Consider the following 26,081-nt stretch of genomic DNA (forward strand, 5'->3'; position numbering starts at 1 on the left):
GTTTACTTTTATACTTTGAAAAGTTTAAACAAATTTTAATTTATATATTTGAAGCGTCAAAAAATTTCATGATGATGTCTCTACGTAAAGCATTTTATCTTTCAGTTTTCAGTGTTTTTTCTTTTGCATTGGCGAAAGGTCAGAATAAAGTTCCTTTCGGTGTTGTAAAAGCTGAGGAAGGTTATGCCATGGTGCGTGTTCATAAAGACGATTACCGAAAAATCGTTGATAAGATCCGTATGAAAACAGGAGATGTTTTTATTTATGAAAAACCGGCTCCGGGAGAAACAGAATGGATCTGGATAAAATATCCTGAAAAAGAGGATACAGAAAAACCTTTCGTACGATACGACAGCATCACCAAAGAAGGAATGGTAAATAAAAACCGCGTGGTTTTTGTTGATAATTTACCAAAATTTACCCCTTCAAAATCGAAAAACGGAAAATCTCTGATCTTTACAGACGACACCAATCCTAAAATTCCCGGAAACCAAAGAACAAAGGTTATTATTGACGTTTACCCTTCTTATGCACACATTAAGAAACAGGAAAAAGACGCCAATGGAAACATTACTAAAGTTGACAAAGTAAAAGCCTGGGGCGTAGGAAAGGAATTGCCTGAAGGTTTAACCGAAATAAAATCTGTACGCGTTCAGCAACCGGGAAGAGGTTCTGTTTTTGTAAGAGATGCTATTAAAAATATGTTTCAGCCAACGATGGATTTCAATAATGTGGGTGTAACTGCAATTGATAACGATCATATTTTTCTTTATATGATAAATGGCTCCGGTGAAAACCGCTATACAACAATCTGGACGATCAAACAGGGAAAAGCTGAAAGCCAGATCATTTATAAAACTCCCGAATAATTCATTAATTATCATTATTTTTGTACCCGAAAAGCATGAGTATGGGCTCTTTTCCAGGCTGTGACTTTTCAGGAAACTGGTTTTGCTTAACTGCAGATTAAAAGGGAATCGTGTGAAAATCACGAACTGTCGCGCAACTGTAAGTAACTAAAGTCTTTATAAAAAAATCCACTGTGTAATTCATGGGAAGGGAATAAAGATGTTACAAGTCAGGAGACCTGCCTTTTTCTTAATAACAAAAAACTTTCGCGATTTGAAGTTTGTTGATCTAATGGACACTCAGAGATTTCTGTCTCTGCTTTTTCTATTGTTCTTCTATTTTTCATTTCGCTTTAATTAATAATGATATATGACTACAGAAGAAAGAATTGAAGCATCTGAAACCCGAATTTTCAAAGCGGTTTTCCCGAACACAACCAATCATTACGATACGCTTTTCGGAGGTACAGCCATGCAACTGATGGATGAAGTGGCTTTTATTGCTGCCACCAGATTTGCAAGAAAACGCGTGGTAACCGTAAGCAGCGATAAAATTGATTTTAAAAGGTCTATTCCTGCCGGAACCATTGTAGAGCTAATCGGAAAAGTGGTTCATGTCGGAAAAACGAGTATGAAAGTAAATGTGGAAATTTTCACGGAACAGATGTATTCGTATGAAAGAGAAAGAGCAATCGTAGGAGATTTTACTTTTGTAGCGATTGATGAATTCAAGAAGCCAATTCAAATATTATAAAAAGGTTCCGGCGACCTTCGGTCGCCGGAATCCAATATTTTCAATGTTCTTTAAAGCGGTTTCGGCGGGCTTTGCCCGCCGAAACCTTTCTATTTCAATACCTTTTCAGTTTCCAGATTTTTCAGCAAGAGTAATTGAAAAGCCTCTCCCAGTTCATCGGAAGCTCTTACAATGGCATTTTCCAACATATTTCTGATTTGCTTTTCTGTAACGCCGGCTTCTGTCCAGCTCTTTCCTGAAGTGTGGGAATTTAAAATAAAAGGCATAATGCGGTCGATCGCGCAGGCGAAAATTGCATCAGGAGTCTGCTCTTCCTCAAATTCCAGCCAAAGATTAAAAAATTCAGAACGCAGCGGCTCATCTAAAATTCCGAAGATTTTCTGAGCTGAAACTTTCTCTCTTTCAAATTTTCCTGCCATTGCCGCTTCATCAAATAAGAAAGTATCTCCTGCTTCAATTTCTACCAGATCATGGATAGACAACATTCTGATTACTCTTAATAAATCGATATCTGCTCTGTTCTTTGCATATGGGAAAAGGATCTGCGCCAGAATAATAATCTGCCATGAATGTTCCGCTGTATTTTCTCTTCGTGAATCGTCTGCATTGTAATTTCTTCTTTGTACGTTTTTCAGGGCATCAACAGCCAGAATAAAATCGATTTCTTTTTGTATTTTCATTGTATATAATTATTTTGAGACCATTTATTTCTCAATCACTTAAAAAAAGTTTTGACAATTTTTCACTTAAAAGATTCACATTTCTAAAAAAATATCAATTAAAAAGATCCCAGACTTTTATGCTTATGAGAATACTATTTATTTTGATAATGAGTTTATGATAAATCTTTCGGCTGCTTTATGGTTAAAATTTAAAAAGCATAAAATTAAAGCGAGTAAAATGGCAATACAAAAATAAGACTTTTAGCTTTAAACCTATTCTAATTCACAGATTAGTATTACTTTTATTATAAATATTTTACATGACTCCAAATTACAATTATCCTACAGAAATTAAAGGAAAAAGAAAACTGTACTCTCTTTTTTATGGTGTAAATAATCCCTTAAAAGTCATCAGCGGAAATCATAACATTGCCGGAGACACTTTCCATCTAAAAGCCAGTGTAACAAATACTGATTTTATCTTTTCTCAGGATAAAGAATTTATTGAATATGTTCTAAAACAAAACCATAAAAACTATTCTAAATCTGATATACAATCGGTTGTGTTAGGAAAATATCTCGGGAAAGGACTTCTTACCAATAACGGAAAAGACTGGCTGAAACAGAGACGCATCATCCAGCCGGGATTCAGTAAGATCAAAATCTCCGGTTTAATCGGCATTATGGAGAATGAAATTCATAAAGCATTTCAGAATTTTCCTCAGGAGCCGGAAACTGATTTATATGATTTTTTCCACACACTGGCTTTCAACATTGTTGCGAAAACACTTTTCAGTTCGGATATTGATGAGGAAAGTGTGAAAGAGCTGGGAAAAATCATTACCGAAGTTCAGGAAGTCTTTGCCAAAGAAGTAAGAATACCTTTGTATACGCAAGTGATAAAAAGTCTTGGAATAATGGATAAAATAATGAAAAAAAATAATGAAGGGAAAAATATCATTAAAAATGTTCTGGATAAAAGAAGAAGCTCAGGTGAAGAAAAAAATGATTTGCTGGATATGCTTATTCAGGCACGTTATGAAGACACACAGCTTCCAATGTCTGATGAACAGCTAATTGATGAAATGCTCATTCTTTTCATTGCAGGACACGAAACCACTGCCAATGCATTAAGCTTTATCTTTTTCGAGATCAGCCAAAATCCTGAAGCCGAAGAAAAACTAAGAGCTGAAATTGCAGCAGAAGGTGAAAATGCTTTTGGTACAGAAAGCTTAATGAAAAAATCTTACACCACAAATATCATTAAAGAAGCAATGAGACTGCATTCTCCGGCATGGGCAATCGACCGGCAGGCTATGGAAGACGACAGTTTTAAAAACTATTCATGGAAAAAAGGAACTTTAATAATCCTTTATATTACGGGTCTGCACAGAAACCCGAAGTATTGGAATGATCCCGATTCTTTTATTCCTGAACGTTTTGATCATGAAAATGCCAAGAACTTCGCCTACTACCCTTTCGGAGCAGGACCTAGACTCTGCATAGGAGAACACTTTGCCATGATGGAAATGGCTCTTATCGTCCGTAGATTCTACAAAAACTACAGCTTCGTATCATATCAGAAAGAATTAAAGAAAAAAGCTTTGGTTACTTTAAGAACATTGAGCCTAAAAGGTAAAATTGTTAAAAATATGATCTGATTTTCATAAAATTCTCATTATATAAAATTTCTTATTAAAAATAATTAAACTGATTATCAATTAGTTAAATTATTTATTTATGTTTTTTCACTACTTTGTATTGCATAATACCATTTTAATTACATATCTTTGTAATGTAAAATCGAAACAGGTACAACTAGCTAGGTTCCGGATTTCGAAAATTATGTAACTAATTAACAAACTTATTAAAGATGAATACTGAAAATACCAAAGCGCAAATGCGAAAAGGGATTCTGGAATTCTGTATTTTAAGTCTCATCAATCATCGCGAAATGTACGTTTCCGACTTAATCGATGAACTGAAAAAAGGAAAACTGGATGTCGTAGAAGGAACACTCTACCCTCTTTTAACAAGATTAAAAAATGGAGAGTTTCTTTCATACAGATGGGAAGAATCTACAGGAGGACCTCCGAGAAAATATTACCAGATTACCGAAAAAGGTAAATTATTTTTAGATGAACTTCAAAACACCTGGAACGAATTAACCAATTCAGTTAACCAAATCACTCAAAAAAATTAAAAACAAAGCTATGAACAAGACACTCTCAATAGGACTCGCAGGTTTTTCTTTTACCATAGAAGAACACGCATACATAAAACTTAGCGATTACCTGAATGCTCTGAGAAGCTCTCTGGATGCTTCGGAAGCAGATGAGGTAATGCATGACATAGAAATCAGAATGGTAGAAATCTTCAAAGATTCTATGGCAAAACGTGAGGTAATTAACGACTCGGATGTAGAAAGAGTAATTGCACAGATCGGAAGCCCTGAAAAAATCGAAGAACAGGAAGAAGCTTATTATTCTGAAAAAAATACCAAAAGAACAAACACTTCAGGAACCGAATATTCTGATAAAAAGCAACTGTTCCGTGATCCTGAAAGACAAAAAATCGCCGGTGTTTGTGCAGGTTTAGCGCATTACGTAGGAATGGACATTACTGCCATGAGAGCGATCTGGCTTGGCGTTTTCATCCTTGGAATCTTTACGGCGGCCGTTTCTTCAACATTGGTTTTCTTACTTTATATTATTCTTTGGGCAGTTTTGCCAAAAGCAGAAACCGCAGCAGATTTCCTGAAAATGAAGGGAAAGCCTATGAACTTCGACAATCTTAAGAATGAGTCTAATAAATTGGTACAGTTTGCCAATGAATCTACTCAGAGGGTCGGAGAAATCTATATCGAAAACAAACCATACATCAACAACGCAGGAAGCGGGCTTTGGAATGTATTACGATATATTTTAGGAGGTATTTTCGGATTCATGTCTTTGTCTTGTCTCATCGGAGTATTTGTAGTATTCGGTTTTATGGGAGCAGACAGCGATTTCCCTCCGGTAAGCCAGATGAATTTCTATTTCGATAACGATAATATGAAATACATTCTTATGGCACTGATTACTTTAGGAAGTTTATTGCCTGCCATGTTATTCGGATTATTAAGCATCAAATTAATTTCGCCTAAAACAAAACTGAGAAATACAGGCTGGGTAATCGGAGCTTTGTTCCTTGCACTGATCACTTTAGGTACTTATTTCGGATTCAGCATGGCGAAAAGAGAAATGTTCCTGAAAGGTCATAAAGAAGATACAGAAGAAATTGCGATCAACACCCAATCAGACAGTATCTATGTAGATTTCAAACAGGTTTCCATTCCTCAGAACTTTAAAGGATACGATGATGATCTTTATTCAGACAAAGTTTCTGTATACGAAAGAGACTGGATGCATGTGGATGTAACAAGAAAAGCAGACATCAAAACGCCTTATTTAATCATTAAAAAAGAAGCTAAAGGCTATAACCTTCCGTTAAATGTAAGTGTTCCTGTAGAAGTAGTAAACAATAAAATCGTTCTTCCCAACTACATCAAATATCCTTACGAACACCGTTTCAGAGATTACAGCATAGATTATGAACTGGTACTTCCTTTAAAAACCGTAGTGATCCCTGTAAAAAAAGACGGAATCAGCTTCGACGGGGATCTTAACGCAGACGGAATTAATGATGACGATCAGGAAAGAGACGAAGACGGAAACATCAAAATCGAAAAAAATAAAATCACGGTAAACGGTTCTACGATTGAATACAACTCTGATGATGAAGACAGCATTATCGTTAACGGAAAAAAAGTTCCGAGCAATAAGGCAGATCAGGTAATCGACTCCATGAAAAGCAGCATCAAAAAGATGAAAGGAGCCAACATCGACTTCAAGGTAGACGAAGGTAAAAACGAAATTTCCATACAAACCAAATAACTAAACTGCAGAGAGTGGCAGAAGGTGTGAATGAATAACACAACCGTTTGAAATTCACACTCTTCTTCTCTCACTGAAAACAAAAAAATATAAAGATTTTGTTCGCTGTTTCAATAAAAATCTTTACATTTGTGTAGTAAAAAATTAAAACCAAAACACTCAATAAAAATTCAATAATCATGGTACAACTGGCACTAGAAATTGTAATGAAAATTGTTGATTTAATCAGCAGTCTGTTTTAAGAGCGATAATATTTCAATATATTTGTAAAGTATAACCACTTTGGTTATACTTTTTTGTTTTTAATCTAAAACTATATGAGAAAGCTGATCGGCAAACTGCTGCTAAAATTAATGGGCTGGAAAGTCGTTCTTCAGGGCGACGAAAACGTTCTGAACAGATGTATTCTTGTAGTCGCTCCGCACACGCACAACATGGAATATATTTTAGGAAATCTTTCCTACTGGTCTCTGAAAAAACCATTAAAAATCATCATCAAAGATGCACACACCAAAGCTTGGTACGGAAGCGTTGTAAAAGGTCTGGGCGGAATCGGGATCGACAGAAGCCAGAAGAATGATCTGGTGAATTTCGTAGCCAAACAGTTTGAAAAAGACGATTTCAGTCTGGTCATCACTCCCGAAGGAACAAGAAGCTGGGTTCCGAAATGGAGAAAAGGTTTTTATCACATGGCTTTAGCGGCTAAAGTTCCTATCGTTCTCGCGGCGGGAGATTTTAAAAGAAAAATCATTTATCTTGGGTATACCATTCCCTACGAAAGAATTGCATCTGCACCCTTTACAGAAATTATGCAGGAAATTCAGGATTACTATGTAAAAAATGATATTGTTCCTAAAATCCCGGAAAACTGGAATCCGAATATCATGGGGAATGATTCTGAGGCGAAAGTTTAGGAGATGGAAGCTAGATGCTGGAAGATGGAAGTTAGAAACCAGAGGCTAGAAGCTATAAGCTATAAGCTATAAGCTATAAGCTATCAAAATTACTCATTACCAATTACTTATTATTCATTATTAAAAAATATGTTCATAAAAGATAAAAGCAAGGAAGAAATATTAGAATTCATCAATAACTGGGGCGGAGAAACATTTGCAAAAACTCTGGATATTAAGTTCACAGATATTGATGTTGAAAATGAAACACTGACTGCAACCATGCCTGTTTCACCAAAAATTCATCAGCCTTTCGGAATTATGCACGGTGGCGCAAGCTGTGTATTGGCAGAAACCATGGGTTCAAGCCTGTCTAATATTTTTATTGATGGTACAAAATATTTCGGAGTGGGAACCAACATCAATTCCAACCATTTAAGAAGCAAAAAAGACGGAATCGTAACAGCCGTTGCAAGATTTATCCGAAAAGGAAAAACAATGCATGTTTCAGAAATTGAGATCCGCGATGAAAAAGGTCAGCTCATCAATCATACCACGATGACGAACAATATCATCAACCGATAAGATTTAATTTTCACTGAAAAATACCAAGCTCAAAAAAATTTGAGCTTTTTTTATTTTCTTACTGCAACCTTTTATTTTTTCTGCATCTTATAAGTAAATAATAACCATGAAAACTTTAATTTTATTTTTTACCGACCCTGTTCATTTATATAAAGATTTAACTTTATCTTGAAAAGGTCAAAATTTTAATAAAACTTCCGGTAAATAAAAACCTACTATTTGCCGCGAATTAAATTATGAAGCAAAACAGCAACTTCAACTGGCAGAAAATCTATCTCGATTATTCCCCGAAACTTCTGGGAATATGCAGAAGATATATTGATGATATTTACACGGCAGAAGACATCGTGCAGGACAGCTTTATTACCGCAATCCAGAAAAACGATCAGTTGAATGACGAAAAGGCTCTCTTTGCCTGGCTGAAAAAAATTGTGGTAAATAATGCACTGCAACACATCCGCAAACACAGCAAAGATACTTTTGTAACTACAGAACCTTCGGAAATCCCAGATACCTATTCAGAAATGGACCATCATTTATCAGAAGAAAAAAACGTTTTCGTTTACGACTTTACCAGTGAAGAACTGCTGTCTTCCATCGACAGTCTTCCACCGCATCATAAATCTGTTTTCAATCTTTATTTTATTGAAAATCATTCTCATGCAGAAATTTGCGGTTTATTGGGAATTACAGTAAACACCTCAAAATCTCACCTTTTGAGAGCGAAAAAAGCGGTTCAGAATTATCTGATGAAGAATTTTGTCAATCAAAATACTCCGAAGAAAAAAATGGCTCAACTGCTTGTTGTTTTCGGACTTGGCGGATTGCTTTGGGCGCAGACTTTTAAAAGCAAATTTGCTGATTTTACCATTCAGCCATCAAAAAAATTGCAGATTCCTTCCGATCTTAAAATTGATAATGCTGCATTTTCATCATCCGGTAAAAGCCTGAAAAGGAAAACAATAATTGGAGGAACATTTTTAATCATTATTGTTCTGTCTGTTTTTTTCTTAAATCCGAAGAATTCTTTTTTCTCAACGAATCAGAATTCAGCTTTACCAATTCTTACAGATAATAATGAAACAGTAGGTAAAAAGACAAAAAAACACTTCGTAAATACCAATTCTGATTCAAAAGAAAAATCAGTCAATAATGCTCTAAATCAGTCAGCAACAAATATAATTGAAGAGAAAAACACTTCAAAAACAAAAATAAACGACGATGAAACAGGATTGAAAAGCAGACCGGTTTTAAAAAAAACGGCTGCAAACGACACCATTGAAGAAACTCCGCAGAAAATAATTGTCGTTAAAAAAATCATTAAAAGAGACACCGTATTTATTGAAAAATAAATTGAAAAGCAGAATATGTCCTTCCAAAAAATAATACTTCTTTTTCTCATCGCCTGTGTTAACTTTTCGTTTGCACAGAAAATCAGGAAAAGGAAAATCGATACGGTTTACGTCTACGAAAAAGTAGTCGTTTATGATACCGTATATCTCATGAAACCTTTAAAATTCAGGCTGAATGATGTTGTGATGAAAACACCGATCGTTCAGGAAACGAAATTTGTGACGGATGTATACAAACAGGAAATAGACAAACAGAGGGCTTCAAGAAGAGCAAGATTACGAAAACCGGTGACCTTTCAGTACGGAATTGAAGGCGGATTTAGCATAAAAAGTGCAAACTGGTCTTTAGAAAATAAACCGCAGTTCGGGGAAAATCTCGGAATCTGGGCTTCCAAAAGTTTCTTTGATTCTCAGTTTTTAGTCTGGGTTTCTGCCAATGCGTATCACTGGAATTCATCCTTCGATCTTGATGCCAACAAAGAAGACACCTTTCTGAACGGATATTATTTTACCGAAGATAATCAGCCGCTTCTATTTCAGAAGTTTAATAATGAACATTTTGAGTTTGCACTTCAGCTTAAACTGATGTATAACTGGAAAAACTTCCGTCCGTTTGCAGGAATTTTGCTAAATAATCAGACTTATAAAATGCAGTTTCTGACTCCTGAAAATGACGCTTTAACCAAACTGGAGGATTTTAAAAGCACACAGACCAATCTCGGATTTTCTTTGGGGCTTCAGTACAGATTGCTGCGACGTTTCATCATTTCTGCGGAATATCAGCATTACAGCATCAAAAATATTTCCTTAAAAAACCCTGACTTTGATTTTGAGATTTTTAAGACTAATAATACCTTTGCAGAAAGAAAAATCAATGTTGGAATTTCTTATATTATTTCCCGACTCTGATTTTCTAAAAAGCTTCAAACAATGATTTATTTCAAATTTCCATTCGACGAAAAACTGTATTCCACAGATGAAAATTCCGGCGAAAACCATATCAGTTTTTATTCTTTTGATGGATTGGAACGATTGGATTTTGGAGGAAAAATTATTGAATTAAACCCTGAAAATTTTAATCAGACAGCAATTTCAAGTGAGATTTTACCTGAGGATAAAAGCGGATTTGTTGCCGAAACGAAGGAAGAATATTTAAAAAATCTTGAAAAAGTAATTGCGGTTATCAAAGAACATCAGCTTCCGAAACTGGTCTATTCAAGAAGAAAATTTTTCACAGATTTTGAAGAAATTAATCTGAAAGAAAGCTTTAATCATCTTTGTCAATCCTATCCGAATTCATTCAGATATATTTTTATCGATGACGAAAATTCATGGATGGGTGCTTTTTCAGAAGTTTTAGGAAAATTCAGTAAAAAAACGCACGAATTTGAAACAATGAGTCTCGCAGGAACGCTTCCCGTTTCTGAAAACTGGTCGGAAAAGGAAATTGAGGAACAGAAACCTGTAACGTCCTACATCAGAAATATTTTAAATCAGTATTCTGAAAACGTAACGGAATCTGAAACCTACGATCATATTTCAGGAAATATCAAGCATCTTCGAACCGATTTTAAAGCCCAAATTAAGCCTGAAAACTTAGATCAGATTATTCAGGAATTACACCCCACTCCTGCTGTTTGCGGAATTCCGAAAGATTTTTGTAAAGAAGAAATTCAGAAAATTGAAAAATTTCCTCGCGAACTCTACGCCGGATATATAAAAATTGAGACTGATGAAACGGTACAGTATTTTGTTAATCTTCGCTGTTCAAAACTGTATAAAAATGCAGTTCATTTATTTGTAGGCGGCGGAATTACCGCACAAAGCAATCCCGAAAAAGAATGGACAGAAACTGAACTTAAATCTGAAGCTGTTCTGAAAAATCTGGCGATTTTAAAATAATAAACTTCTTTAAATTTTATTTGACCGCAAAAGAGGCAAAAGATTCAACAATTTGTCTAAAGTAAAATGTTAGAAAACTCTATGGAGTTTTTATCTGCGTAGAAATCATATTAACCGTACGTTCGGCGTTCCGTAGGAACGCTATCTTTATAAAATGTATCGTATCATAGATATCAATCCTACGGATTGATTAATAGATTTATTCTTATTTCTACACAGATTCTGCTCCTAAAGGAGCAAAACTCTTTACTTTAGATTTTTATTATTTGAGAGCTAAAATGCAATAAGAAGCAGAAATAAAAAAGCCTCCTTCAGACTGAAAGAGGCTTTATATAAAATTGTAATTTAATTATTTTCTTACTCCGATCTTGCTCCATGTATTCATTACAAAAAGCAAAATAAGACCTATTGCCGCTGAAGCTATTGAGAAAACAAACTTCAGGTTATCCTCAGACAAAATATCCGATTGCCAGTCTAAAGCATAAAGATTAATTGCGATAAACACGATGAACAGTACCAAAAATACTTTATAAAACTTCTGCATAACTCTTAAAAATTAATGTAATTCTGCACCAATTGCGCAAAATTCGCGGTGAATAATTTAATTGAAATCGCCAACAGGATAATTCCGAAAACTTTCTGTAAAATAGCGAGTGTTGCATCGCCCATTTTCTTCTCCAGCCACGTTGCAGATTTCAGCACCAAATATACGAAAATTGTGTTGAGAATAATTCCAAAAATAATGTTAATATCATGAAACTCGGCTTTCAGAGACAGTGTAGTTGTTAGAGTTCCGGCTCCTGCCACCAGCGGAAACGCGATGGGAACGATGGATGCAGCCTTTGCTTCAGACGTTTTGTTGATCTCAATTCCGAGAATCATTTCCAGTGCTATGATAAAAATCACAAAAGCTCCTGCGATTGCGAAGGAATTAACGTCTACACCAATAAATTTCAGAATTTTGTTTCCCACGAAAAGGAAAACAAGCATAATCGCTCCTGCGGTAATCGTTGCTTTTTCAGCTTCTATCTGTCCGAATTTTTGCTGCAGACTTACCACGATTGGGATAGAGCCAATGATATCAATTACTGCGAAAAGAACCATAAAACAGGTAACAATCTCTTTAATCGAAAAATCATTAAATATTTCCATTTCCTTGCAATTAATAATTTCGCAAAAATATGAAAATAAATTAATTATTTGCTAATCTTAGAATACAAATTAACGATTGCTGATAAAAGTTCGTCCATTCCTTCGGAAGTTTTTATCGGGGCATACTTTTCAACCTGCACTTTTTGAATAAGATTCCTGTATTCTTCGGCAATTGAAGAGCCTTTTTCTTTTTCCAGCAGCTCAGCGAAATGATCAGCCGGATTTACAGAATATTGGCTTTTCACTTCCTCATCAAGCTCATAGAAGGTTTGAAAAAACTTTTGATAATCTTCATTATCCTTAAGATTTTCCAAATATCCAAAATAATCGTTGATGTCGGTTTTAAACTTTTCACGGATTTCATTTTCTGTCTCAGCAACAGAACCTAAAGCCATCGGAGTCTTCGTTTCTTTAGATAATCTGTTTTTTTTCTGCCACGTTTTAAACAGAAGATACATCCCGAATAACGAAAGTAAAATCGCAATATTGATGAAAAGAACATTCCAGTGAAATTTCTTTTTTTCTTTTACTTTAAATGAAGTTGTTTTTAAAACCGGCGTATTTACCGTTTCTAAAAAAGTATTGGTATACTCATTCACTTTCTCAACCGCAGTGCGGGATTCAAGGATCTGATCATGAGAAAAAGCATTTACTGCTAAAGACTGTTCTCCAAGATCTACATATTCCTTGTTCGAAGGATCGAAAAATGCGAAATGCTCTGTTTTAATCGTAATTTCTCCCGCTTTTTTAGGAATCACAAGATAATTTGCCAAAACCTCCCCTTTCATTCCTTCCGTTCCCACCGTTACACGTGAAGTAATTTTGGGTGCAAAAAATTCATAATCCGGAGACTCCGCAATTTTGGGAAGCTCCATGCTTTTAAGATTCCCTTCACCGCTTACTTTTATAAGAACATTCATTGGTTTTTTAACCTCAACTTTTTCTTTTGAAGTATTGGCAACCGTTACATTGAAGTTTCCTACTGCATTTTTAAAGCATTCCGGAGAACCTTCAGGAAGTTTTTTAACGTTAATTTTTACTTTATTGGAAACGAGTTTGTTTTTGTGCGCGTAGGAATTCAGCGAAGCCGAAACTCCCGGAATATCTACATAACCGGCTTCATTCGGGAAAACCATGAATACAGCCAGAATCTGCGACGCCATATTTCCTGCGTCAGAAGGATCAATCTCAGATTTTGTAAAGCTTACCGGAAAAATATCCAGATTGTCCTGTTCGGGAAGATGAATATTTCTTACCCTTCTGAAGTTATCCATGTTTTTTGAATAGACTTTCAGAACGGCAATGGTAGGCTGATCCTGATACACTTCACGGTCGTCAATCTCCATATTGAGATAAACATCTTTTGAAGCATTATTGGCTGCAACCGGTTTCTTTTCTACATCCTTAATAAAAATGTCAAAAGGTTCCGTCTTATAAATTTTATTGTTGATGGTAATCAGGAAAGATCCGATCTTTACTTTTCCTTTCTGTTTGGGCTCAAGAGCAAGTCTTGTGATGGTTTGGGAAACCGCAACATTACTTTCAGGATCTATAAATCCATTGCTCAGTGAGCCTGTTCCGATAAGATTGAATTTGGAAAAATCAGGAAGACGAAGTTTTGTCTGCTGATTGTATTCAGCGCCTTCTACCTCAAGAACAATGCTGAGATTGACAATTTCTTTGGAGCTGTAAGTCGTTTTATCCGGAGTTACAGAAAGATTTACCTGTCCGTAAGAAATTACGGAAGACATTAAGAGTAATATGTAGATAATTCTGTTCTGCATCACCAATCTTTCTCGTTGCTCTCGGGCATCGAATAAGAATTTTTATTTAAAATTCTTCTGGCGGTTTCTTTTTCCTTGTCGCTTACTTTGTTGAGTATTTGATTTTCGAGACCTTTAGGGATTTTGCCTTCATTATTCTGGTTCCGGTTTGGATCATTTCCCTGTCCGTCTCCTTTATTCTGCTGACCTTGTCCCTGATCCTGCTTTTGATCTTTTCCTTTTTGATCATCATTTTGCTGTTGGTCTTTACCACCGCCTCCTTTACCGGAGTTATTTTGCTGTTGTTTTTTCTGTTGGTTTTCTTTATCCTTCAGCTTGGCAATTTCGTAATTTTTTCTTGTTACTTCGCTGTACGGATTTTGTTTCAGGGACTGTCTGTAAAATTCCGCTGCCTTTTCAGGCTTGTTCATCTGCATGTATGTATTCCCCAAATTATGAAGAGCGGCTGCTTTATCAGGAATTGTCTGAGAAAGTTTCTGAGCCGTCTCGAATTCTGCTTTTGCCTCTTCGTATTTTTTGCTTTTATATAATGCGTTTCCTAAATTATAGTGCGCTGTAAAATCTTTGCTGTTGGTTCTTATCGCTTCCAGATACTTTACAGACGCGCCATCATAATCTTTACCGTTGAATTTTTCATTGCCTTCATAGACTAAAGTCCTGTAGTTTTTCTGCCCGAAAAGATTTCCCGGGAAGATGAAAGCAATTATAAACGATAAAAAAATGATTTTAGTATTCATTATGTGCAAAATTATTCCTTTAAATGTTAATAAACAGTGTCTTATTTGTTAAAATTGGGTTAAAGTAATAGTCTGGTTATGAGACAATGTATTCGATTATCAAATATTAAAATCTCTTTTGGGATTGAATAAATAAATCAGAAAGAAGAAAAACAGAGAAACTGCCAGAAAATACTGGTAATAATGATTGGCATTTTGTGATTTCACCATGGTTTCGGATGAACCGGTTTTCTTTTTCAGAGCATCTAAAATTCTGTCCGGTGCTTCATTGATGTTATTTCCGTCAATATAGCTTCCTCCGGTTGCATCAGCCATTTTTTTCAGCGCTTCCGTCTGTCTTTTCGAGATAACGGTCTGTCCGTTGATGTCACTTTTATACCCCATTAACTGTCCGAAAACATATTCCGGAACCGGAGCTCCCTCTTCTGTTCCTATTCCGACGGACGTAATCATTATTCCCTCTTTTTTAGCCAGTCGTATCGCTGCTTCGTCATTTCCTTCGTTATCTTCCCCATCACTCAGCAAAACAACTTTTCTTCCGTCTTTGCTTACATTTTTGAATTTTTCGGCAGCAATTTTCATCCCGTTCAGAAAATCTGTCCCCTGAATCTGCATGGAGTTTGTTTCGATTCCGCTGATATAGGTTTCTGCTGAATTATAATCTGTGGTTAAAGGCATAATGGAAGTTGCCTGTCCTGCAAAAATCACCATTCCCACTTTATCGCTTTTCATTTTCTGCATCGTCTGAAGCATCAGATTTTTTGCTTCCGTTAAACGGCTCGGATTAATATCTTCAGCATTCATCGAGTTGGAAACATCCAGCATGAAAATGACATTATTTAATTTCTGACTGGTTTTAATTTCTTCTGAACCGCTTAACAAATCGATAATCGAAAATATTAAAAACAATGTTCCAAGAAGATACAGAGCTGGAAAAAACTTGGTAAAGCCGGATTTTTTCTCGAATAACTGCTCATGAAACTGGCTGTCTGCAAAAATTTCTCTTTTCTTTTTTTTCCATTTCAGAAAACGGATCAAAAAGGAAGCTAACAGCGGCAAAAGCAACAGCAATAATAAAAACCAATAATTTCCTAAATACCAATCCATTAACTTAAAATTTTATAAAACACCCATCTCAGTAAAGCGTCTAAAAACAGCATACCCAAAGCAATCCACAGGAAAATTTTAAAATATTCCTGATAATTGAAAAGTTTGGCAACTTTTACATCAGATTTTTCCAGTTGGTTAATTTCGTCATACACTTCTTCAAGACTGCTGTTTGATGTAGCTCTGAAATATTTTCCGCCTGTCATTTGTGCGACTTCTTTTAAAACAGGCTCATCAATTTTCACCTCGGTTTCGGTAAAGACAAGATCTCCGAAAATATCGGTCTGTGTAGGCATTAAAGCATATCCGTTCGTTCCGATTCCGATGGAATATACTTTAATTCCATTATTTTTAGCCAGTTCCGCAGCAATTGCAGGAGGCATTGCATTTTCAATGGTATTCACACCATCCGTCATCAGAATGATGATTTTACTTTTTGCCTTGCTGTTTTTCAAATGGTTAACCGCAACGGAAAGTCCTTCTCCGATGGCTGTTCCCGGCTGTAATTCCAAAGGATTCAGATTATTGAGTTCATCCACAACAACCTGATGATCGGAAGTTACCGGAACTTTGGTAAATGCTTCTCCGGAATAGGCAACCAGACCAATTCTGTCATTCGGTCTTTTATTAACGAATTTAATCGCAATATCTTTTAAAGCCGTTAAACGGTCGGGCGTTAAATCTTTTGCCAGCATACTCAGGGAAACATCCACAGAAAGCATGATATCGATTCCTTTGGTGTCGTCTCTGTCCTGAGAAACCGTAAAAGTTCTCGGTCTTGCCATGGCAATTATGAGTGCAGAAAGAATAATATACTTCGATATTCTCAGGATAAACATAATGAAATGAATTCCGCCGCTTTCCCCCATATTTTTTACCGTAGGAACTTTTATTCCTTTTCTTCTCTGTCGGCTTGCATCCCTGAATAACAAAGGGATAAACAGCGCGAAAAGCAACAGAAACCACGGACTGTAAAATTCAAAATCAGGCATCCTTTCTCAAGTTTTCAAATTCAAGATCTTTTGATGATCTTTTTACAAAATCTCTGATGTCGGCAAAATCTTTTTCCATGGTGGTCTGATCCGGGAATGTTTTCGCAAATTTCACCAGATCACCTCTTAAAAATACTTCCTCCACTATTTTTTCATTTTCCTGAGAAATGGTATTGTTCTTCTTCATCACATCAATAAGGTCATCCGTTAGTAAAACATCTGCCGGAACGCGGTATTGTTTTGCGATGAATTTTCGGGAAATATCGATCAGTTCAACATAAAATGAACGATAATTTCCACTTTCCACATATTTTTTCTTTTTGAGAGAATCCAGTTCCTTCAAGGTCTGATTTGTGGCGACAACCGGCGAATCTTTTGGTTTTCGTCCGTATTTTATGAACATGATAATCGCAATGATGAGACAGATGACCGCAATGGCGGCTAATATGTAAAATTTATACAGTTCCCAGTAATCGGTGGCTTCAAGTTTTACTTCTTTGTTGTTCATAATGTCATTAATCTGGTCAGTCTTCTGAGCCGTATTAATAACATCAATTTCGTAAGGAATTGTTTTCAGAACTTTTCCGTTGACTTTGAATTCCAGTTCGGGAATGGTAAATTTTCCTTCATCAAAAACAGCAAATTCAATTCTTCTGTAATAAACATCCTGGGTCTGCGCGATACTGTCTTTAATTTCTTCGAAATGAAAAGGCAACAACTCATTTTCGCGAGCTGCAGAAACTTTTTCATTGTTCAGGTTATTAATGGTGATCACAATGTGGTTCACTTCTCCCAAAGCAATGGTTTTCTTCTCAACACTGGAAGAAAGGATCTGTGAAAACGCATTTGCACAGATTAAAAAACAAAATATAAATAATAGTTTTTTCAATTTTATTATTAAATTTTAACGTCGTTTTTGTCATTCTGACGAAGGAAGAATCTGTATTAAAAAAGATTGCTTCGTCGTTCCTCCTCGCAATGACAAAAAGTGTCTATTTTTATTTCTTCTGAAAATAATTATACAGTAATCTCGAATAATCCGAACCTGTACTAATATTCATAAAACTCGCCGAACTGTTGGCAAAATCTTCTTCTAAAGATTTCAGCTTCTGCTTTTTGGCTTCGGCAAAATTGTATCTCCATCTTGCACTTGAGGTATTTACCCAAATTTGCTTTCCGGTTTCCGCATCATATAATAAGGTATAGCCCACATCCGGAATTTCATTGTCTTTTTCATCATAAACTCTCATTCCCAACAACTGATGTTTTTTGGAAGCTACTCTCAGCATTTTAGAGTCATATTCATCTTCAAAATCCGAAAACAGAAAGACCAAAGATTTTCGTTTGAAAATTCCCATCATGTATTCCATCGCTTTATCAATTTTTGAAATGGCAGGAACATAATCTGCTGTTAAAATGGTACTGATTATCGATAAAATATGTTTTCTTCCTTTTTGAGGCGGAATGACTTTGTACACTTTATCCGCAAACAGAATTAAACCTACCTTATCATTATTTCCGGCTGCTGAAAAACCTAAACTTGCTGCAATTTCTGCAACGTATTCTCTTTTCAGCTGATTTTTAGTTCCGTAATCCATCGAAGCGGAAATATCCACAACCAGCATCATCGTCAGTTCACGCTCCTCCTCCATTACTTTTACGAAAGGTTCGCGGAAACGTGCCGTTTTGTTCCAGTCGATCCTGCGGATTTCATCTCCAAACTGATAGGGACGAACTTCCGAAAACGTCATTCCCTGTCCTTTAAAAGCACTGTGATATTGCCCCATTAAAGTAGCTTCCGTCTTCTTTCGGGTCCGGATTTCTATCTGCTTTACTTTTTTTACAATATCTTTTATCTGCATTTTCTATGTTTGAGAGTGTTAGTGTATGAGAGTTTCTTGTGACTTTTTAAAACTTCCATCATCTTGCCTCCAGCTTCCATCCTATTTTATTTAAACTCAATCGAAACATTAAACCATTCGTCATCAAATTTCGGGCTGTATTTTTTGTAGAAATTAATGGCAGGTTCATTCCAGTTGAGCACCTGAAAAACCATTCCGCTGTATTGGTTAGATTTTCCGTATTCCATGGTGGCTTCAAATAATTTCTTGCCGATCTGTTTTCCTCTCAGGTTTTCCGTCACCACAAGATCTTCCAGATACAATCTTCTTCCCTTCCAGGTCGAATATCTGTCGTAATACAAAGAGATCCCGACAATTTCACCATTGAATTCTGCTACAAAAGCTCCCCAAACTGGAGATTTTCCAAATCCGTCTTCAATAAACTGATCTAAAGTTAAGGTAACTTCATGCAAAGCCTTTTCATAATCCGCCAGTTCTTTAATCAGTTCCAGCATTGGTGCGCAATCTTCCTGAACTGCCTTTCTAATAACTACCTCACTCATTACGGAGCCTGAATTTTCGCTAAGATTCTGTTGATGATCTCTTCTGAAGAAATTTCTTCCGCTTCAGCCTCGAAAGTTAATCCGATTCTGTGCCTCAGAACATCTTTTGCCAGCGATTTTACATCTTCCGGAATTACAAATGCTCTTCCTTTTAAGAAAGCATACGCTCTGGAAGCAATCGCAAGATTTATTGATGCTCTCGGAGAAGCCCCGAAACTGATGTAATTTTTAAGTTCAGACAGTCCGTAATCTTCAGGGAAACGGGTGGCAAAAACCATGTCCAGAATATATTTTTCAATCTTTTCATCAAGATAGATCTGATTGATCAATTCTTTCGCCGCAACAATATGTTCAAGTGAAATCACAGGTTTTACAGTTGGCTGATGTGAAGTGGAAACCATTCTCATTACGGTTCTTTCGTCTTCCAGTTTTGGATAATCAATCGTGCATTTCAGCATGAAACGGTCGCTTTGTGCTTCCGGTAAAAGATAAGTACCTTCCTGATCGATCGGGTTTTGCGTTGCCAATACCAAAAACGGTTTTGGAAGTTTCATGGTTTCGTCTCCGATGGTTACCTGCTTTTCCTGCATCACCTCCAAAAGAGCCGACTGTACTTTTGCTGGTGCACGGTTGATCTCATCCGCCAAAACGAAATTTGCGAAAACAGGCCCTTTTTTTATGGAGAAATCATTGTCTTTTACATTGTAGATCATTGTTCCCACAACATCTGCAGGAAGAAGATCAGGTGTAAACTGAATTCTGGAAAATTCTCCGTGAACCGCTTCAGCAAGAGTTTTTATCGCAAGAGTTTTTGCCAGTCCCGGAACACCTTCCAAAAGAACGTGACCATTGCCCAAAAGACCGATCAGAAGACGGTCTATCATATATTCCTGTCCAATAATAACCTTGTTGATTTCCTGTCTCAAAAGAGAAAAAAAGTAGTTTGCTTCTTTTACCTGCTCCGTCAGTTGACGGATATCTTCAGCTTGATTGATCTCTGACATATCTTGATTTAAAATAATGGGTAAATTTCCAATAAATACTTGCATTAATCAACACAAAAAATGCCATTTTTGAGTTAAAGTTTGTTAAATATTCCGGCATTGATGCAGGATCCTGAATAGATGAAGGCTTAAAACTCAATACAATCAATATTATTTTTCTTAAAAATATATAAATTTTGCTTTAATCCGCCGTTCAAAAATTGTCATTTCCAGTTTATTAAACTATTTTTGGAGATTAAAATTTTTGCAAAATGAATTATCATTTTCAAGCACACAGACAAGTAAGAAAAAACCTTCTGGATATTCTGCAAAACACTTCTCACGAAGATCTTTTACTGATTCCGGACGGTTTCAATAATAATCTTTACTGGAACATTGCTCATACGGTTGCTACACAGCAGTTGCTGCATTATTACCTAAGCGGAAATCCTTTCAGAATTGATAAATACTGGATCGAAACTTATAAAAAAGGAACGCTTCCGAATCTGGATGTGCAGAAATCTGAAGTGGAAGATCTGGAGTTTTTATTAACCGAAACTTCAAAAATCCTGATGAAAGATTACGACAGCGATTTCTTTTCAGATTATACGCCTTACACCACAAGTTTTGGGCTGGATCTGAAAAGCATTCAGGATGCCATTATTTTTAACAATATGCACGAAGGTCTGCATTATGGCTATGCTTTGGCGCAGAAGAGAGCTATTTTAGGGGAAAAATATTAGTTGTTCAAAGTTTTTTGTTTTGAGTTTAAGATTCGTAGATTAAGAGCAATTATGGCAAGTGTTAAAAGATTTGAAGATTTAGAAATTTGGCAGTTGTCTCGTGCTTTATGCAAAGATATTTATGATGTAATTGAATCTACTAATCTTAAAAATAATTTTAAACTCTGCAATCAGATTGATAGTTCTTCGGGTTCAGTGATGGATAATATCGCTGAAGGTTTTGAAAGAAACGGGAACAGAGAATTTATTCAGTTTCTTTGCAATAGCAAAAGCTTCTTGTGGCGAAACAAGGTCACAGTTATAACGGGTTTTTGACAGAAATTTTATCTCTGAGGAAAAATTTGAAACATTAAGAGAACAGACTGAAGTATTAAGCCGAAAAATTGGCTCATTTATTAAATATTTAAATATAACAGATTTAAAAGGAACAAAGTACAAAACATGAAATTCTGGTTTTGAGTTTAAGGTTTATTGTTTTTAGCCTTTCACCGAACTCAAAACTTTAAACATAGAACTTTGAACCTTTAACATAAAATTTATTCAATGAAAGACGATTTTATTTTCGGGCTGCGTCCCGTAATTGAAGCTATAGAAGCGGGAAAAACAATTGATAAGGTTTTTGTGCAGAATGCATTGCAGGGACCTATTTATGCTGAACTTAAAGCCATTCTGGCAAAAAATAAAATCCGTCCCAATTACGTTCCGGTAGAAAAGCTGAATCGTTTTACGAGAAAAAATCATCAGGGAGTGGTTGCTTTTATTTCGGATGTTCCTTTTCATAAAGTGGAAGATGTGGTTCCTCAATTGTTTGAGGACGGAAAAACTCCTTTTTTATTGATTCTGGACAGATTAACAGACGTTAGAAACTTCGGAGCCATCTGCCGAACTGCAGAATGTGTGGGAGTAGATGCGGTGATTATTCCCGAAAAAGGAGCAGCGCCGATTAATTCCGATGCGATAAAAACTTCAGCAGGAGCTCTTTATAATGTGAAAATCTGTAAAGCTCCGAATCTGGCTCATGTGGTAGATTTTCTTCAGCAAAGCGGCATTTCTGTTTTTGCGGCAAGCGAAAAGGCTGAAAAATTAATTTATGATATTGATTTTACAGAACCTTGTGCAATCGTTATGGGAAATGAAGAAACAGGAATTTCCAAAGAGGTTCTTCACCATTCTGATGAAAAAATAAAACTTCCGATCGAAGGAAAAACACAGTCTTTAAATGTTTCTGTTGCGTGTGGAGCGATTTTATATGAAGCAGTGAGACAGAAATTTATGAAAGCCAATTAATTCCATTAATATTTAAAAATTTACAATGAAAAACATAGCAGCTTTAGCGCTCATCTCAACCATAGCAATTATTTCGTGCAACAAAAAAGAAACGGCAAAAATTACAAAAGTAGATCCTAAAACCGGAAAAACGATTACGGTGGAAGTTCCGGCAGATTCCGTAGCGAAAGTAGAGGAAAATCCTGCCATTAAAGATTCAGCAGGAGTGTATACACAGACTTTTAAACTGGAAAAAGGAAAAACTTATCCTTTAACAACATATCAGAGAGATACGAAAACCATGACTGATCCTCAAGGGAAAACTCTGAACGGAACGAGTGAATCTACTGACGAAATGTCTTTTACGGTAAATGATATTAAAGGGAATGTTTACGATATTACCTTAAATCTAATCGCAAAAAGAAGCTCTCAGACGGCACAGGGAAAAACAATCGTAGTAGATACCAAATTGCCGATCCCGAAAGAGGATGATCTGAAGATGATTTGGAATATCAACAGAGCATTGACCGGAAATAAGCTGAACATGAAGATGGACACCAAAGGAAATGTAATTTCAATTACAGGTTTTGATGCTGTTTACAGTAAAGTTGCCAATTCTGTAGGATCGCTGATTAAAGATAAAAACCAGAAAGAAAGCGTTGTTGCAAGTCTTAAGGAATCTTTCAACGAAAAAGTTCTTAGAGATCAGTTCAATAAAAATTTAACGATTATTCCTAAAAAAGGTGCGAAAATCGGCGAAAAATGGACGAACAGCGAAAATGCTGATGCACAGGGAAGAATTAAAGTGACGTCTAACTATATTCTGAAAAGTGTAGGAAACGGAGTGGCTGAAATTTCAGTAACCGGAGGGATTCCCAAGAAAGTTAATAAGGAAAATCAGGGTGATGTTACGCACAGCTTAAGCACGGAACTTACACAAAACGGAACGATTACGTTTGACCAGAATACAGGATGGATCAAAAACCAGAATATTTCTGTAAAAACGACACAGATTGAAAGTATTTCCAGAGGAAAAGAATCTCAGTCTATGACGAGTGTTTCCAATTCTTCTGTAATGGTAAATCCTTCTGCGAAATAAAGCAGATCGTTTAAAGTTGAAATGTCAAAGCGTTACAGAAGCTTTGAGCATTAAACCTTAAATATTTTTATTATGATGAAACATATTTTTGAGTTTGTACTCGCAACCATTATTATCTATTTTGTGTGGAATATTCTGAAGAGAATCTTTTTCAAAAAATTTCACAGCTATCTGTTTAACCAGAACAGAAATGAAAACAGAAGGGAGCAGGATATTAAAAACTCAGACAATACGAAGAAAAAAATCAACTGGGATGCAGAAACCGTTGATTATGAAGAGGTAAAAGAAAACAACAGCAAAAGGTAACAATTCCGAAAAATATTTAGATAATAACCATCAACATGGCGAAAAATAAAAACCTGATTTATATTGCAATTTCATTAGTTGTATTTATCGTTTTAGCATTTTTATACTCCACTCCTGTTTTTACGGGAAAGCAGCTTTTTCAGCATGATATCGTGCAGTATCGGGGCGGTGCAAAAGAGCTTCTCGATTACAGAGCCGATACCGGAAAAGAAACCTACTGGAGCGATTCCATGTTCGGAGGAATGCCGACGTATCAGATGGGAAGTCAGTTTAACGGAGACATCATCAAAAAAATAGATTCCAAACTGAATTTTCTGCCAAGACCGGTTAATTATCTTTTTCTTCTTTCCGCAGGATTTTTCCTTTTGGGAATGGTTGTGGTAAGAAACTGGAAATATGCCCTTTTAGGAGCTACTTTTTTCGGACTTTCCACCTATTTTTATATTGCCATCGCAGCGGGACACAACGGAAAAATCAATACCATTGAATATTTCGCGCCGCTCTTAGCAGGAATTTTACTCGTCTACATCCGGAAACAATATATTTGGGGCTTCATTGTCACTACTCTATTTATGGGGCTTCAGATTGCTGCGAATCATCCACAGATGACATATTATCTTTTCTTAGCGTTAGGATTTTTATTCCTTTCTGAGCTGATAAGAGGTATTCTGAAAAAAACACCAATGAAACACTTCCTGATTTCGTCCGGAATTGTTGCCGCTTCATGTTTAATCGGAGTCGGAATGAATTCTCAGAGAATCATGGCGAATTCAGAGTACATCAAAGAAACCGTTCGTGGAAAGCAGATCCTTACGAACAGCAGCAATACAGGCGGAGATTCCGGAATGGATAAAGAAAGTATGTTGATGTGGAGCTACGGAAAACTGGAAACCTTAAACCTTTTCATCCCGAGATTAATGGGAGGCGGAAGTCAGGAACCGGAAGGAAAAGAAATGATGGCTAAAATTCAGGAATTGGTTCAGGAAAACGTAAGTTCACAAGCTGAATACGACAGAATTTCCAAAGGTTTCGGGAATCTAACCTATTGGGGAGATCAGCCGGGAACTTCAGGACCTGCTTATCAGGGAGCTATTGTTTGTTTTCTTGCGCTTTTAGGATTCTTCATCGCATGGAAAAAATACCGCTACTGGATTTTAGGAGCTTCTATTCTCACCGTATTTTTAGCTTGGGGAAGTAATTTCATGGCACTTTCCGACTTTTTCATCGATTTTGTGCCGTTTTATAATAAATTCAGAGCACCTTCTTCTATTTTGGTGGTTGTAGAATTATTATTTCCTTTAATTGCGATCATCGGATTATACAGATTCTTCACAGATAAAACACTCACACAGGAATACAAACAAAAAATACTTCTTTACGTAGGAGGCGGAACTTTAGGATTTGTATTGATTTTACTGGTTTTCGGAAAATCTTTATTAGGATTTCATACCGATAATGAAAAAACTTACCTTCCTCCTTTCTTACTGGATTATCTTATAGACGAAAGATTTAAATTATTCAGAATTGATGCCATCAAAGCATTCATTTATGTTGCTATTGCAGTTGCTGCTTTATTCCTTGTTTTAAAGCAAAAGCTGAATCAGAATATCGCTCTGGTAATTATCGGAGTAGTCAGTTTATTCGATCTTTGGACGGTTAACAAGCGTTACCTGAACGATGATAATTATGTTGATAAAATCTTTGCCGAAAATCCCTTCCAGACGGAAAGCTCAGATCTGATGGCTGAAAAAGTTCAGGGAAATCCAAATCTGGAACCTATTTTAGCGAATGTAAATGTGAACAAAACATTAGAAACCATCGCCGAAAAAGACAAAACGCATTACAGAATTTTCAACAATATTCTAGGAACATTCAGCGAAACAAACACTTCTTATTTCAAATCTTCTATCGGAGGTTATCATGCGGTAAAACTGAGAAGATACGATGATGTAATCAACGAATATTTCCAGATCATGGATTCTGTAAAAGTTCCGAATATCCTGAATCTTCTGAATGCAAAATACTTAGTTTTAGGAGGTCCGGAACAACCTCAGGCAATGCCGAATCCTAAAGCCAACGGAAACGCATGGTTTGTAAGCGATCTTAAATTCGTAGAATCCCCCAATCAGGAAATCAAAGCAATCGGAACCATCAACAGCAAAAGAACCGCTGTTATTTCCGCAGATGATAAGAAATATTTTGATGGAAAACCTGTTCAGGCAGACTCAACGGCGTTTATCAATCTAACGAAATATCAACCCAACGAACTGGAATTTAAATCGCAGTCTAAAACTCCGCAATTGGCAGTTTTTTCTGAAATTTACTATCCTCACGGCTGGAAATTCTTCATCGATGAAAAAGAAGTTCCTTACATTAAGGCAGATTATCTTCTTCGTGCCGTTCACGTTCCTGCGGGAAATCATAACGTGAGAATGGTCTTCGAACCGGAAGTTATCGAAAAAGGAAAATGGATCTCGCTTATCTGTTTTGGTTTGTTTATTCTGTTAAGTGGTTTTGGGATTTATTTTCTTTACCGCAAAAGAGACAAAAGACAAATGGAAAAGATTTAGAAATTCA

The 26,081-nt window shown here is 36.1% G+C and carries 26 protein-coding genes, 1 pseudogene and 1 riboswitch; of the genes and pseudogenes, 16 read left to right on the forward strand and 11 right to left on the reverse strand.

Translation table 11 applies throughout. The features are described from left to right. The first annotated feature begins 68 nt into the window (after positions 1–68). Positions 69–869, forward strand: a complete 801-nt coding sequence (locus H6W53_RS09380) for a hypothetical protein (protein WP_116097875.1) — start codon at positions 69–71, stop codon at positions 867–869. Positions 870–929: 60 nt separating this feature from the next. After that, a riboswitch (cobalamin riboswitch) is annotated at positions 930–1,110 on the forward strand. A gap of 108 nt (positions 1,111–1,218) precedes the next feature. After that, positions 1,219–1,602 carry an acyl-CoA thioesterase gene (locus H6W53_RS09385; RefSeq protein ID WP_076392338.1) on the forward strand — a complete coding sequence of 128 codons (384 nt, stop codon included), beginning with the start codon at positions 1,219–1,221 and terminating at the stop codon, positions 1,600–1,602. A gap of 89 nt (positions 1,603–1,691) precedes the next feature. Here the strand turns inward: H6W53_RS09385 and H6W53_RS09390 are convergent, their stop codons facing one another. Beyond that, positions 1,692–2,282: an HD domain-containing protein gene (locus H6W53_RS09390; protein ID WP_087709479.1), complete on the reverse strand. Its 591-nt coding sequence runs from the start codon at positions 2,280–2,282 to the stop codon at positions 1,692–1,694. A gap of 302 nt (positions 2,283–2,584) precedes the next feature. Here H6W53_RS09390 and H6W53_RS09395 point away from each other — a divergent pair, with 302 nt between their 5' ends. The 8 genes from H6W53_RS09395 to H6W53_RS09430 all read left to right on the forward strand — a co-directional run bounded on the left by H6W53_RS09395 (position 2,585) and on the right by H6W53_RS09430 (position 10,931). Then, positions 2,585–3,925 (forward strand): cytochrome P450, encoded by a 1,341-nt coding sequence (locus tag H6W53_RS09395; protein ID WP_185206348.1) that lies wholly within the window; start codon positions 2,585–2,587, stop codon positions 3,923–3,925. Between the two features lie 212 nt (positions 3,926–4,137). Then, positions 4,138–4,467 carry a PadR family transcriptional regulator gene (locus H6W53_RS09400; protein ID WP_072952756.1) on the forward strand — a complete coding sequence of 110 codons (330 nt, stop codon included), beginning with the start codon at positions 4,138–4,140 and terminating at the stop codon, positions 4,465–4,467. Between the two features lie 10 nt (positions 4,468–4,477). Then, positions 4,478–6,199: a PspC domain-containing protein gene (locus tag H6W53_RS09405; protein ID WP_185206350.1), complete on the forward strand. Its 1,722-nt coding sequence runs from the start codon at positions 4,478–4,480 to the stop codon at positions 6,197–6,199. A 317-nt stretch (positions 6,200–6,516) separates the two neighbouring features. After that, entirely contained in the window at positions 6,517–7,113 is a 597-nt protein-coding gene (locus H6W53_RS09410; protein ID WP_185206352.1) for a 1-acyl-sn-glycerol-3-phosphate acyltransferase, read from the forward strand. A gap of 129 nt (positions 7,114–7,242) precedes the next feature. Beyond that, positions 7,243–7,677 carry a PaaI family thioesterase gene (locus H6W53_RS09415; protein ID WP_194304457.1) on the forward strand — a complete coding sequence of 145 codons (435 nt, stop codon included), beginning with the start codon at positions 7,243–7,245 and terminating at the stop codon, positions 7,675–7,677. A gap of 236 nt (positions 7,678–7,913) precedes the next feature. Then, a complete protein-coding gene (locus H6W53_RS09420; protein ID WP_185206354.1) occupies positions 7,914–9,029 on the forward strand; it encodes an RNA polymerase sigma factor in 1,116 nt (371 codons plus the stop codon). A 15-nt stretch (positions 9,030–9,044) separates the two neighbouring features. Then, complete coding sequence (locus H6W53_RS09425; RefSeq protein ID WP_185206357.1) at positions 9,045–9,938, forward strand: outer membrane beta-barrel protein; 894 nt, start codon at positions 9,045–9,047, stop codon at positions 9,936–9,938. Positions 9,939–9,959: 21 nt separating this feature from the next. Continuing rightward, a complete protein-coding gene (locus tag H6W53_RS09430; RefSeq protein WP_185206360.1) occupies positions 9,960–10,931 on the forward strand; it encodes a chorismate-binding protein in 972 nt (323 codons plus the stop codon). 349 nt (positions 10,932–11,280) lie between these two features. Here H6W53_RS09430 and H6W53_RS09435 read toward each other — a convergent pair whose 3' ends face one another. From H6W53_RS09435 to H6W53_RS09480, 10 genes are all read right to left on the reverse strand, one after another. After that, positions 11,281–11,475: a hypothetical protein gene (locus H6W53_RS09435; protein WP_076392320.1), complete on the reverse strand. Its 195-nt coding sequence runs from the start codon at positions 11,473–11,475 to the stop codon at positions 11,281–11,283. Positions 11,476–11,480: 5 nt separating this feature from the next. After that, on the reverse strand, positions 11,481–12,083 hold the full coding sequence (locus H6W53_RS09440) for a MarC family protein (protein ID WP_087709463.1): 603 nt from the start codon (positions 12,081–12,083) through the stop codon (positions 11,481–11,483). A 44-nt stretch (positions 12,084–12,127) separates the two neighbouring features. Then, positions 12,128–13,867, reverse strand: a complete 1,740-nt coding sequence (locus H6W53_RS09445; RefSeq protein ID WP_185206362.1) for a BatD family protein — start codon at positions 13,865–13,867, stop codon at positions 12,128–12,130. Beyond that, positions 13,867–14,604 carry a tetratricopeptide repeat protein gene (locus H6W53_RS09450; protein WP_185206364.1) on the reverse strand — a complete coding sequence of 246 codons (738 nt, stop codon included), beginning with the start codon at positions 14,602–14,604 and terminating at the stop codon, positions 13,867–13,869. Before H6W53_RS09450 ends, H6W53_RS09445 begins: the two co-directional genes overlap by 1 nt. A gap of 99 nt (positions 14,605–14,703) precedes the next feature. Next, positions 14,704–15,711: a vWA domain-containing protein gene (locus tag H6W53_RS09455; protein ID WP_185206366.1), complete on the reverse strand. Its 1,008-nt coding sequence runs from the start codon at positions 15,709–15,711 to the stop codon at positions 14,704–14,706. Continuing rightward, positions 15,711–16,703, reverse strand: a complete 993-nt coding sequence (locus H6W53_RS09460) for a vWA domain-containing protein (protein ID WP_185206368.1) — start codon at positions 16,701–16,703, stop codon at positions 15,711–15,713. Before H6W53_RS09460 ends, H6W53_RS09455 begins: the two co-directional genes overlap by 1 nt. Then, a complete protein-coding gene (locus tag H6W53_RS09465) occupies positions 16,696–17,592 on the reverse strand; it encodes a BatD family protein (protein WP_194304458.1) in 897 nt (298 codons plus the stop codon). The genes H6W53_RS09460 and H6W53_RS09465 overlap by 8 nt, the downstream gene beginning before the upstream one ends. A gap of 109 nt (positions 17,593–17,701) precedes the next feature. Then, positions 17,702–18,565, reverse strand: a complete 864-nt coding sequence (locus H6W53_RS09470; protein WP_185206370.1) for a DUF58 domain-containing protein — start codon at positions 18,563–18,565, stop codon at positions 17,702–17,704. Between the two features lie 86 nt (positions 18,566–18,651). Then, a complete protein-coding gene (locus H6W53_RS09475; RefSeq protein WP_185206373.1) occupies positions 18,652–19,107 on the reverse strand; it encodes a GNAT family N-acetyltransferase in 456 nt (151 codons plus the stop codon). Next, positions 19,107–20,111: an AAA family ATPase gene (locus tag H6W53_RS09480; RefSeq protein WP_076392594.1), complete on the reverse strand. Its 1,005-nt coding sequence runs from the start codon at positions 20,109–20,111 to the stop codon at positions 19,107–19,109. The genes H6W53_RS09475 and H6W53_RS09480 overlap by 1 nt, the downstream gene beginning before the upstream one ends. Before the next feature lie 251 nt (positions 20,112–20,362). Here H6W53_RS09480 and H6W53_RS09485 point away from each other — a divergent pair, with 251 nt between their 5' ends. The 6 genes and pseudogenes from H6W53_RS09485 (at position 20,363) to H6W53_RS09510 (ending at position 26,074) form a co-directional block, all read left to right on the forward strand. Further along, positions 20,363–20,833: a DinB family protein gene (locus H6W53_RS09485; protein WP_076392302.1), complete on the forward strand. Its 471-nt coding sequence runs from the start codon at positions 20,363–20,365 to the stop codon at positions 20,831–20,833. A 51-nt stretch (positions 20,834–20,884) separates the two neighbouring features. Continuing rightward, positions 20,885–21,278: pseudogene (locus H6W53_RS09490) on the forward strand (four helix bundle protein). A gap of 98 nt (positions 21,279–21,376) precedes the next feature. Continuing rightward, positions 21,377–22,120 carry a 23S rRNA (guanosine(2251)-2'-O)-methyltransferase RlmB gene (rlmB, locus tag H6W53_RS09495; RefSeq protein WP_076392298.1) on the forward strand — a complete coding sequence of 248 codons (744 nt, stop codon included), beginning with the start codon at positions 21,377–21,379 and terminating at the stop codon, positions 22,118–22,120. A 25-nt stretch (positions 22,121–22,145) separates the two neighbouring features. After that, the gene (locus H6W53_RS09500) at positions 22,146–23,198 is read left to right on the forward strand and encodes a DUF6263 family protein (protein WP_185206376.1); all 1,053 of its coding nucleotides are present in this window, start codon (positions 22,146–22,148) and stop codon (positions 23,196–23,198) included. A 75-nt stretch (positions 23,199–23,273) separates the two neighbouring features. Beyond that, positions 23,274–23,504 carry a hypothetical protein gene (locus H6W53_RS09505; RefSeq protein WP_185206485.1) on the forward strand — a complete coding sequence of 77 codons (231 nt, stop codon included), beginning with the start codon at positions 23,274–23,276 and terminating at the stop codon, positions 23,502–23,504. 35 nt (positions 23,505–23,539) lie between these two features. Then, positions 23,540–26,074, forward strand: coding sequence for a hypothetical protein (locus H6W53_RS09510; RefSeq protein WP_185206378.1), 2,535 nt, complete (start codon positions 23,540–23,542; stop codon positions 26,072–26,074). The last annotated feature ends 7 nt before the right edge of the window (positions 26,075–26,081 follow it).

The sequence above is a fragment of the Chryseobacterium sp. C3 genome (assembly GCF_014218905.1).
Lineage (GTDB): Bacteria > Bacteroidota > Bacteroidia > Flavobacteriales > Weeksellaceae > Chryseobacterium > Chryseobacterium mucoviscidosis.

Excerpts from the sequence above, each read along its gene's own strand:
- H6W53_RS09385 (WP_076392338.1), top strand. The coding sequence starts at position 1,219 with ATGACTACAGAAGAAAGAATTGAAGCATCTGAAACCCGAATTTTCAAA.
- H6W53_RS09510 (WP_185206378.1), top strand. The coding sequence starts at position 23,540 with ATGGCGAAAAATAAAAACCTGATTTATATTGCAATTTCATTAGTTGTA.
- H6W53_RS09400 (WP_072952756.1), top strand. The coding sequence starts at position 4,138 with ATGAATACTGAAAATACCAAAGCGCAAATGCGAAAAGGGATTCTGGAA.
- rlmB (WP_076392298.1), top strand. The coding sequence starts at position 21,377 with ATGAAAGACGATTTTATTTTCGGGCTGCGTCCCGTAATTGAAGCTATA.
- H6W53_RS09425 (WP_185206357.1), top strand. The coding sequence starts at position 9,045 with ATGTCCTTCCAAAAAATAATACTTCTTTTTCTCATCGCCTGTGTTAAC.
- H6W53_RS09450 (WP_185206364.1), bottom strand. The coding sequence starts at position 14,604 with ATGAATACTAAAATCATTTTTTTATCGTTTATAATTGCTTTCATCTTC.
- H6W53_RS09505 (WP_185206485.1), top strand. The coding sequence starts at position 23,274 with ATGAAACATATTTTTGAGTTTGTACTCGCAACCATTATTATCTATTTT.
- H6W53_RS09420 (WP_185206354.1), top strand. The coding sequence starts at position 7,914 with ATGAAGCAAAACAGCAACTTCAACTGGCAGAAAATCTATCTCGATTAT.
- H6W53_RS09500 (WP_185206376.1), top strand. The coding sequence starts at position 22,146 with ATGAAAAACATAGCAGCTTTAGCGCTCATCTCAACCATAGCAATTATT.
- H6W53_RS09460 (WP_185206368.1), bottom strand. The coding sequence starts at position 16,703 with ATGCCTGATTTTGAATTTTACAGTCCGTGGTTTCTGTTGCTTTTCGCG.
- H6W53_RS09430 (WP_185206360.1), top strand. The coding sequence starts at position 9,960 with ATGATTTATTTCAAATTTCCATTCGACGAAAAACTGTATTCCACAGAT.
- H6W53_RS09470 (WP_185206370.1), bottom strand. The coding sequence starts at position 18,565 with ATGCAGATAAAAGATATTGTAAAAAAAGTAAAGCAGATAGAAATCCGG.
- H6W53_RS09410 (WP_185206352.1), top strand. The coding sequence starts at position 6,517 with ATGAGAAAGCTGATCGGCAAACTGCTGCTAAAATTAATGGGCTGGAAA.
- H6W53_RS09435 (WP_076392320.1), bottom strand. The coding sequence starts at position 11,475 with ATGCAGAAGTTTTATAAAGTATTTTTGGTACTGTTCATCGTGTTTATC.
- H6W53_RS09380 (WP_116097875.1), top strand. The coding sequence starts at position 69 with ATGATGATGTCTCTACGTAAAGCATTTTATCTTTCAGTTTTCAGTGTT.
- H6W53_RS09395 (WP_185206348.1), top strand. The coding sequence starts at position 2,585 with ATGACTCCAAATTACAATTATCCTACAGAAATTAAAGGAAAAAGAAAA.
- H6W53_RS09445 (WP_185206362.1), bottom strand. The coding sequence starts at position 13,867 with ATGCAGAACAGAATTATCTACATATTACTCTTAATGTCTTCCGTAATT.
- H6W53_RS09485 (WP_076392302.1), top strand. The coding sequence starts at position 20,363 with ATGAATTATCATTTTCAAGCACACAGACAAGTAAGAAAAAACCTTCTG.
- H6W53_RS09415 (WP_194304457.1), top strand. The coding sequence starts at position 7,243 with ATGTTCATAAAAGATAAAAGCAAGGAAGAAATATTAGAATTCATCAAT.
- H6W53_RS09390 (WP_087709479.1), bottom strand. The coding sequence starts at position 2,282 with ATGAAAATACAAAAAGAAATCGATTTTATTCTGGCTGTTGATGCCCTG.
- H6W53_RS09475 (WP_185206373.1), bottom strand. The coding sequence starts at position 19,107 with ATGAGTGAGGTAGTTATTAGAAAGGCAGTTCAGGAAGATTGCGCACCA.
- H6W53_RS09440 (WP_087709463.1), bottom strand. The coding sequence starts at position 12,083 with ATGGAAATATTTAATGATTTTTCGATTAAAGAGATTGTTACCTGTTTT.
- H6W53_RS09405 (WP_185206350.1), top strand. The coding sequence starts at position 4,478 with ATGAACAAGACACTCTCAATAGGACTCGCAGGTTTTTCTTTTACCATA.
- H6W53_RS09480 (WP_076392594.1), bottom strand. The coding sequence starts at position 20,111 with ATGTCAGAGATCAATCAAGCTGAAGATATCCGTCAACTGACGGAGCAG.
- H6W53_RS09455 (WP_185206366.1), bottom strand. The coding sequence starts at position 15,711 with ATGGATTGGTATTTAGGAAATTATTGGTTTTTATTATTGCTGTTGCTT.